This is a genomic window from Nonomuraea sp. NPDC023979 (genome assembly GCF_040639085.1).
GTDB lineage: Bacteria > Actinomycetota > Actinomycetes > Streptosporangiales > Streptosporangiaceae > Nonomuraea > Nonomuraea ceibae.
The window spans coordinates 1-7,361 of sequence record NZ_JBEZZG010000072.1 but is presented as its reverse complement, the minus strand read 5'-3'; the positions used below and the strand labels follow the sequence as shown (position 1 = coordinate 7,361).

Sequence of the window (7,361 nt, the reverse complement as noted above, 5' to 3'; positions counted from 1 at the left end):
CCCGGCCGTGAGCGCGGCGGCGGCCAGCGCGCCGGCGAGCGCGACGAGGGCCGGCGCCTCGGCGACCGCCCAGCGGCTGCCCCGCTCCTGGTAGCCGCGCTCGACGTGGACGGCGCCGGGGCCCAGGGCGCGGACGAGCCGCTCCTGCTCGCCGGCCGTGACCCGGTGCGCGGACGGGTCGACGACCAGCGCCTCGGGCTCCGGCCGCAGGCCCAGGTCGCGCAGGAGCTTCGCGGGGATGAAGATCTCGTACATCCCGGGGTGGGCGGGCCTGACGGTGGTCGCGGGCACGGTCCGGACGGCGGCGCCGCCGTACCTGATCTCCACCGTCGCGGCCGTGACGGCGTCCGTCACCAGCACGGCGGCGCTCTCGTCGTACGGGGTGGCCGGATCGCCCGTGAGGTAGCCGAGCAGCGCCCGGTCGCCGATGTAGCTGCGGGGCAGCTCCGAGTCCGGTTCGCCGACCCTGAGGCCGGGCACGTCGTGATCCCGTACGACGGGGACGCCGGGCAGTTCCCGGCGCAGCACGGCATCGGCCCCGGCGGTGACCTGGACGACCAGGGCGCCCGGCGCGGCCTCGGGCCGGTAGGCGGCCCGCTGCTGGGACTCCCGCGCGGAGTCGAGGATCAGCGCCGTGACGGCGACGGCGGTCGCGGTGAGCGCCACGGCGACGCCCGCGGCCACGCCGCCCGGGAGCCGGTCCGGCAGCCGCAGCGGCCGGGCCGATCGCCCGAGCGCCCACGGCACGAACGGGCCCAGCCCGAGGAGCAGCAGCCCACCGGCCGCCAGGCCGAGCAGCGAGATCACCATCGGCGCCTCCGCATGCCCGTCCTCGCGCATGCTCCACGCGAAGAAGGCCAGCGCCCCGGCGCAGAACGCCACCAGGAACCCGCCCAGCACCAGGTGGTCACGCAGGTGGGGCCCACGGGCCACGACCGCCACGACCGCGACGGCTCCCGCGAGGAGGGTCGCCATGATCAGCACGGCCCGATCGTACGCGCCCCGCCCGCCGGGGCGGGCCTCATTCGTCAACCGATCGGTGGATGCCGCGATCGCGGCCGGGCGGGGATTCTCGGGTCATGACAGTCATCGAGCTCAACGGCCTGACGAAGAGCTATCGGGCACACCAGGCGCTGGCGGGCGTCACGCTCTCGGTGGGGCGGGGCGAGATCTTCGGCATCCTCGGCCCCAACGGCGCCGGGAAGACGACGGTGGTGGAGTGCGCGTCCGGGCTGCGCAGGCCCGACGGCGGCACGCTGCGGGTGCTCGGCCTCGACCCGCGCGAGCGGCGGCGGGAGCTGCTCCAGCGCGTCGGCGTCCAGTTGCAGGAGGCGGCGCTGCCCGACGCGCTCAAGGTCGGGGAGGCGCTGAGGATGTACGCGTCCCTCTACGACAGGCCCGCCGACTGGCGCGCGCTCATGGCGGAGTGGGGGCTGGACGGGAAGCGGCGGACCCGGTTCGGCGCGCTGTCGGGCGGCTGGAAGCAGCGGCTGTTCATCGCGCTGGCGCTGGTCGGCGACCCGGAGGTGGTGTTCCTCGACGAGCTGACCACCGGGCTGGACCCGTCGGCCCGGCGGACGACGTGGGGCCTGATCCGCGACATGCGGGACCGGGGCGTCACCGTCGTCCTCGTCACCCACTTCATGGACGAGGCGGAAGCTCTGTGCGACCGTATCGCCGTGATCGATCGCGGCCGGGTGGCGCACGAGGGCACCCCCGGCGAGCTCGTCGCCAGGAGCGGGGCCGGCGGCACCCTCGAGGACGCCTATTTCGCACTGATCGAGAGGAACGCCTCATGAAGGGGCTCGGCACCGTCATCTCCGTGGAGCTCAGGCTCGCCGTGCGCGATCCGATGTCCGCGTTCTTCGCGCTCGCCTTCCCGGCCGTCATCCTGTGGATGAAGATGCGCAACGGCGGCACGCTGCCGGGCGGGCTGCCGCTGATCGAGGCGTACGTGCCGATGCTCAGCGTGTTCGTCATCGGCCTGGCCACCCTGGTGGTGCTGCCGGCGACGCTGGCGCAGTACCGGGAGCGGCGGGTGCTCAAGCGGCTGAGCGCGACCCCGGCCTCCCCCGCGATGGTGTTCGGCGCGCAGTGGGTGGCGCATCTGCTGCTGGCCGTGCTCGGCAGCGTGGTGCTGGCGGTCCTGGGCCTGGTCGCGTACGGGATGAGCGGGCCGGTCGATCCGCCGGCCGTCGTGCTGGCCTGGCTGCTGGGGGCGCTCTGCCTCGGCTCGATCGGGCTGCTCGTCGGCGCGCTGGCGCCGGGCGGCCGGGCCGCCACGGTCGTGGGCCTGGCGGTCTTCTTCCCGATGGTGTTCGTCTCGGGCGCGATGTCCGCGCGGGAGACGCTGCCGGCGCAGATGCGCGCGATCGGCGAGTGGACGCCGATGGCGCCGGTCGTGCAGGCGGTCCGCGCGGGCTGGGAGGGGCAGGGGCTGCCGCCGGTCGCCGTCGCCGTCATGGTGGCGATCTTCCTGGTGGCGGGCGGGGCCGCGGTGAAGGCGTACCGCTGGTGAGCGGCGCCGGGCGTGACGTCTCGCGCTGGGACCGGGCGTGGCCGGCGCTGCCGTACCTGTTCGTGCTGCTTCCGGCCGGGTTCTCGCTGCTGCGGGAGTGGCGGCCGGAGGTGGCGGCGCTGGCGGTGTTCCTCGGGGTGTGGCACTGGTTCATGGTGTCGTCGCGGTTCAGCCGGATCGAGCGCCTGGCGGTGGCGGTGCTCTACTTCGCCGTCATGCTGGCCGCGGTCGGGGTGCTGGTCAGGATCGACTCGGCGTTCACGGTGGCCGGGCTGGGGGCGTTCGTCCAGGCGTTCGCCGTCCTGCCGGGCTGGAAGGCGTACGCGGGGGTGGCGGCGACGGCGGCGGTGCTGGTCGGCGCCCGGCCGGAGCCGAGACCGGCGGGCGAGATGATCTTCTCCTTCCTGCTGGCCGTCCTCGTCGCCTCGACGGTCGGCCTGTTCATCCAGACGATCTCCGAGCAGAACCGGCAGCGCCAGGCCATGATCGCGCGGCTGCGGGAGCTGGCGGAGGAGAACGCGAGCCTCCAGGCCCGGTTTCTGACCCGGGCGCGCGAGGCGGGCGTGCTCGGCGAGCGCCAGCGGATGGCCAGGGAGATCCACGACACGATCGCCCAGGGGCTGACCGCCATCCTCACCCAGCTGGAGGTGGTCGACGACCTCGTCGCCGGCGTGCCCGCCGCCCGTGCCAGGATCGCCACCGTACGGGCTCTGGCGCGGGACAGTCTCGACGAGGCGCGCAGGTCGGTGCGGGCGATGCGCCCGGCCCCGCTGGAGGAGGCCCGGCTGGCGGCGGCGGTGGAGGACGTGGCGGCCGCGTGGTCGCGGGCGAGCGGGGTGCCCGCGCCGGTGGAGGTGACCGGCGAGGCGCGGCCGCTGCACGCCGAGGTGGAGGCGACGCTGCTGCGGGTGGCGCAGGAGGCGCTGGCGAACGTGGCCAGGCACGCCCGCGCCGGGCGGGTCGCCGTCACCCTGTCGTACATGGAGGACGTGGTGGTGCTGGACGTGCGTGACGACGGGGCCGGGTTCGACCCGGGGGCGGTGGAGCCGTCGGCGGCGGGCGGGTTCGGGCTGATGGGGATGCGGCAGCGTGTCGCCCGGCTGGCCGGCGAGTTCGCCGTCGAGTCGGCTCCCGGCCAGGGCACGGGCATCTCGGCCACGGTGCCCGCCGTTCCCGGGGACCGCTGATGGCGATCCGGGTCGTCATCGTGGACGACCATCCGGTGGTCCGTGACGGGCTGCGCGGGATCTTCGCCTCCGACGAGGCGTTCGAGGTCGTCGGTGAGGCGGCCGACGGGCCGGAGGCGCTGGCGCTGACCCGGCAGACCGCCCCCGGCCTCGTGGTCACCGACCTGCGGATGCCGGGAATGGGCGGCGCCGAGCTCATCCGCAGGCTGCGCGAGCAGGCGCCGGACGTCCGGGTGCTGGTCCTGACGACGTTCGACGACGACGCCGACGTGCTGCCCGCGATCGCGCAGGGCGCGACCGGCTACCTGCTCAAGGACACGCCGCGCGCCGAGCTGCTGCGCGCGGCGCGGGCCGCCGCCCGGGGCGAGCAGGTGCTGTCGCCCACGGTGGCCGGGCGGCTCACCCGCGCGGCGCGCGAGCCGGAACGGCGGCGGCTGAGCCGGCGCGAGCTGGAGGTGCTGGCGCTGATCGCGCGGGGGGCGACCAACCGCGACGTCGCCGCGCGGCTGTTCGTCACGGAGGCGACGGTCAAGACGCACCTGCTGCACGTCTACGCCAAGCTCGGGGTCAACGACCGGGCGGCGGCCGTGGCGGCGGCCTACGAGACGGGGCTGCTCAAGCCCGCCTCGGAGGCGTGACCGGACCCGCGTGGTGAGGCCGGGTGACGGATGCCTTACCGTCACGGCACGTCACGATCCGTAGTCGTCACGTTACGTTCGGAGACGCCGGGCCGTCCGGGCGCGGCGGAGCGAAGGCGAGGTGGCCGGGGTGCACCTGACTCCCCACGAGCAGGAACGTCTGATGATCCACGTGGCCGCGGACGTGGCCAGGAGACGTAAGGAGCGGGGGGTGCAGCTGAACTATCCGGAGACCGTGGCGCTGCTGACCTCGCTCGTGCTGGAGGGGGCCCGCGACGGCAAGTCGGTCGCCGAGCTCATGCTCCCGCCGGACCCGGAGGTGCTCAGCCGGGACGACGTCATGCCGGGCGTCCCGGAGATGATCTCCAACATCCAGGTCGAGGCGACGTTCCCCGACGGCACCAAGCTCGTCACCATCCGCGAGCCCTTCCCCGAGCAGGCCACGAAGCAGGCTGTGGTCCATCCGGGCAAGGTGGACCATCCGGACGGGGCCGGGCCCGTCGTCTTCAACGAGGGCCGTGAGGTCACGACCGTGACGGTGACCAACACCGACGACCGGCCCATCCAGGTCGGCTCCCACTACCACTTCTGGGAGGCCAACCCCCGGCTCGCCATCGAGCCGCGCGAGGCCGCCTACGGCAAGCGCCTCAACATCCCGGCCGGCAGCTCCGTGCGGTTCGAGCCCCGCTGCACCCGCGAGGTGACGCTCGTGCCCATCGAGGGCAAACGGGTCGTCGCCGGGCTGCGCGGCGAGGTGGGAGGTCCCCTCGATGGATGAGTCCGTGACGGACCCGGTGGCCATCCCGCTGGCGGACGCGGTCCCGAGGGAGCGGATCGCCCCGCCGGACGAGCGCCCGGTGGACGCCCCGCTGAGCCGGGCCGACTACGCCGACCGGTACGGCCCGACGGCCGGCGACCGGATCCGGCTGGCCGACACCAACCTGCGGATCGAGGTGACCGAGGACTGGTCCGGCGGCCCTGGCCGCAGCGGCAACGAGGTCCTCTTCGGCGGCGGCAAGGTGATCCGCGAGTCGATGGGCCAGTCGCACGCGCCGCGCGACCCGGCGGCGTTCGGCGCGCCGCGGCCGCCCGACACCGTCATCACCGGCGCCGTCATCCTGGACCACTGGGGCGTGGTCAAGGCCGACGTCGCCATCCGCGACGGCCGCATCGTCGCGCTCGGCAAGGCGTACAACGACGATCTCATGGACCGGCTGCACGACGGGCACGAGCGGGCGACGGACTTCCTCATCGGCCCGGAGACCGAGGTCATCGCCGGCAACGGCAAGATCCTCACCGCGGGCGGGGTCGACACGCACGTGCACTTCATCTGCCCGGAGCAGGTCCACGAGGCGCTGGCGGCGGGCGTCACCACCCTGATCGGCGGCGGCACCGGGCCGGCCGAGGGCAGCACCGCCACCACCGTCACGCCGGGCTCCTGGCACGTGGCGCGGGCGTTCGAGGCGCTGGACCACTTCCCGGTCAACGTGGGGCTGCTCGGCAAGGGCAGCACGATGTCCACCGAGTCGCTGCTCAACCAGGTGAAGGGGGGCGTGCTCGGGTTCAAGATCCACGAGGACTGGGGGGCCACGCCCGCCGTCCTGCGCAGGTGCCTGGAGGTGTGCAAGGCCACCGGGGTGCAGCTCGCGCTGCACGCCGACTCGCTGAACGAGGCGGGCGCGGTCGCCGACACGATCGAGGCCATCGGCGACCACCCGATCCACATCTTCCACGTCGAGGGCGCGGGCGGCGGCCACGCGCCCGACATGATCACGATGGTGTCCCTGCCGAACGTGCTGCCGGCCTCCACCAACCCGACCCGGCCCTTCACCGTCAACACGGTCAAGGAGCACATCGACATGGTGATGGTCTGCCACCACCTCAACCCGCTGGTGAAGGAGGACCTGGCGTTCGCCGAGTCGCGGATCCGGCCCTCGACGATGGCGGCCGAGGACGTCCTGCACGACCTGGGCGCCATCTCGATCATGTCGTCGGACGCGCAGGCGATGGGCCGCATCGGCGAGATGATCATCAGGACGTGGCAGACGGCGCACGTGATGAAGGCCCGGCGCGGCCCGCTCGACGGCGACGGCGACGGCGACAACCACCGCGCCCGCCGCTACGTCGCCAAGTACACGATCAACCCGGCCGTCGCGCACGGGATCGACCACGTGGTCGGCTCGGTCGAGGTGGGCAAGCTCGCCGACCTGGTGCTGTGGGAGCCGAAGTTCTTCGGCGTCCGCGCCGACCGGGTGATCAAGGGCGGCCAGCTCGCCTACGCCCAGGTGGGCGACGCCAACGCCTCCATCACCACCCCGCAGCCGGTCCTGCCCAGGCCCGTGTGGGGCGCGACCGGGCGGGCCCCGGGCGCCAACTCGGTCAACTTCGTCACCGAGCACGCCATCGCCGCGGGCCTGGCCGAACGGGTCAAGGTCGGCAAGCCGTTCACGGCCATCCGCGACACCCGCAAGGTGTTCAAGGCCGACATGCGGGAGAACGACGCCCGGCCCGACATCCGCGTCGACCCCGACACGTTCACGGTGGAGATCGGCGGCGCGATCGCCAAGGACGTGAAGACGGAGATCGACGACGAGCTCGTCGAGGGCGACCAGTACGCCACCGAGCTGCCGATGGCGCAGCGCTACTTCCTCTTCTGACCGCCGCGCCGGCTGACCACCCCGCCCTGTCTTACCGCCTCGCCCTGTCTGACCGCCTCGCATCGAAGGAGCCCGTACATGACGGACCGCGCCGCGCTGCTCGTGCTGGCCGACGGGCGCTTCCCCGCCGGCGGGCACGCCCATTCCGGCGGGGCCGAGGCGGCCGTCTCGGCGGGGCTCGTCCGGGACGCGGCGGGCCTGGAGGCGTTCTGCCGCGGCCGGTTGCACACCGCCGGGCTGGTCGCGGCGGGCCTGGCCGCCGCGGCCGCCGCCGGCTGCGACCCGCTGCCGCTCGACGAGGCCGCCGACGCCCGCACTCCCTCCCCCGCCCTGCGGCGGGCCTCGCGCAGGCTCGGGCGGC

At 74.2% G+C, this 7,361-nt stretch carries 8 protein-coding genes; 7 read left to right on the top strand and 1 reads right to left on the bottom strand.

Annotation, left to right across the window (positions count from 1 at the left end):
* Positions 1-984: hypothetical protein (locus tag AB0G11_RS48690; protein ID WP_357594095.1), on the bottom strand; the 984-nt coding region annotated here is incomplete at its 3' end.
* A 95-nt stretch (positions 985-1,079) separates the two neighbouring features.
* Here AB0G11_RS48690 and AB0G11_RS48685 point away from each other — a divergent pair.
* From AB0G11_RS48685 to AB0G11_RS48655, 7 genes are all read left to right on the top strand, one after another.
* Positions 1,080-1,799 (top strand): ABC transporter ATP-binding protein, encoded by a 720-nt coding sequence (locus tag AB0G11_RS48685; RefSeq protein WP_219518183.1) that lies wholly within the window; start codon positions 1,080-1,082, stop codon positions 1,797-1,799.
* Positions 1,796-2,518: an ABC transporter permease gene (locus AB0G11_RS48680; RefSeq protein WP_357594093.1), complete on the top strand. Its 723-nt coding sequence runs from the start codon at positions 1,796-1,798 to the stop codon at positions 2,516-2,518. The genes AB0G11_RS48685 and AB0G11_RS48680 overlap by 4 nt, the downstream gene beginning before the upstream one ends.
* Positions 2,515-3,705, top strand: coding sequence for a sensor histidine kinase (locus tag AB0G11_RS48675; RefSeq protein WP_357594091.1), 1,191 nt, complete (start codon positions 2,515-2,517; stop codon positions 3,703-3,705). The genes AB0G11_RS48680 and AB0G11_RS48675 overlap by 4 nt, the downstream gene beginning before the upstream one ends.
* Positions 3,705-4,343: a response regulator transcription factor gene (locus AB0G11_RS48670; protein ID WP_219518178.1), complete on the top strand. Its 639-nt coding sequence runs from the start codon at positions 3,705-3,707 to the stop codon at positions 4,341-4,343. Before AB0G11_RS48675 ends, AB0G11_RS48670 begins: the two co-directional genes overlap by 1 nt.
* 121 nt (positions 4,344-4,464) lie before the next feature.
* On the top strand, positions 4,465-5,121 hold the full coding sequence (locus AB0G11_RS48665) for an urease subunit gamma (RefSeq protein WP_357594088.1): 657 nt from the start codon (positions 4,465-4,467) through the stop codon (positions 5,119-5,121).
* The gene (locus tag AB0G11_RS48660; protein ID WP_357594086.1) at positions 5,114-7,000 is read left to right on the top strand and encodes an urease subunit alpha; all 1,887 of its coding nucleotides are present in this window, start codon (positions 5,114-5,116) and stop codon (positions 6,998-7,000) included. The genes AB0G11_RS48665 and AB0G11_RS48660 overlap by 8 nt, the downstream gene beginning before the upstream one ends.
* 78 nt (positions 7,001-7,078) lie before the next feature.
* Positions 7,079-7,361, top strand: a 283-nt coding sequence (locus AB0G11_RS48655) for an urease accessory UreF family protein (protein ID WP_357594084.1), incomplete at its 3' end; no start/stop codon positions are given.

What these genes read in the sequence shown, in the direction of transcription:
- AB0G11_RS48685 (WP_219518183.1), top strand. Translation starts at nt 1,080, where the DNA reads ATGACAGTCATCGAGCTCAACGGCCTGACGAAGAGCTATCGGGCACAC.
- AB0G11_RS48660 (WP_357594086.1), top strand. Translation starts at nt 5,114, where the DNA reads ATGGATGAGTCCGTGACGGACCCGGTGGCCATCCCGCTGGCGGACGCG.
- AB0G11_RS48680 (WP_357594093.1), top strand. Translation starts at nt 1,796, where the DNA reads ATGAAGGGGCTCGGCACCGTCATCTCCGTGGAGCTCAGGCTCGCCGTG.
- AB0G11_RS48670 (WP_219518178.1), top strand. Translation starts at nt 3,705, where the DNA reads ATGGCGATCCGGGTCGTCATCGTGGACGACCATCCGGTGGTCCGTGAC.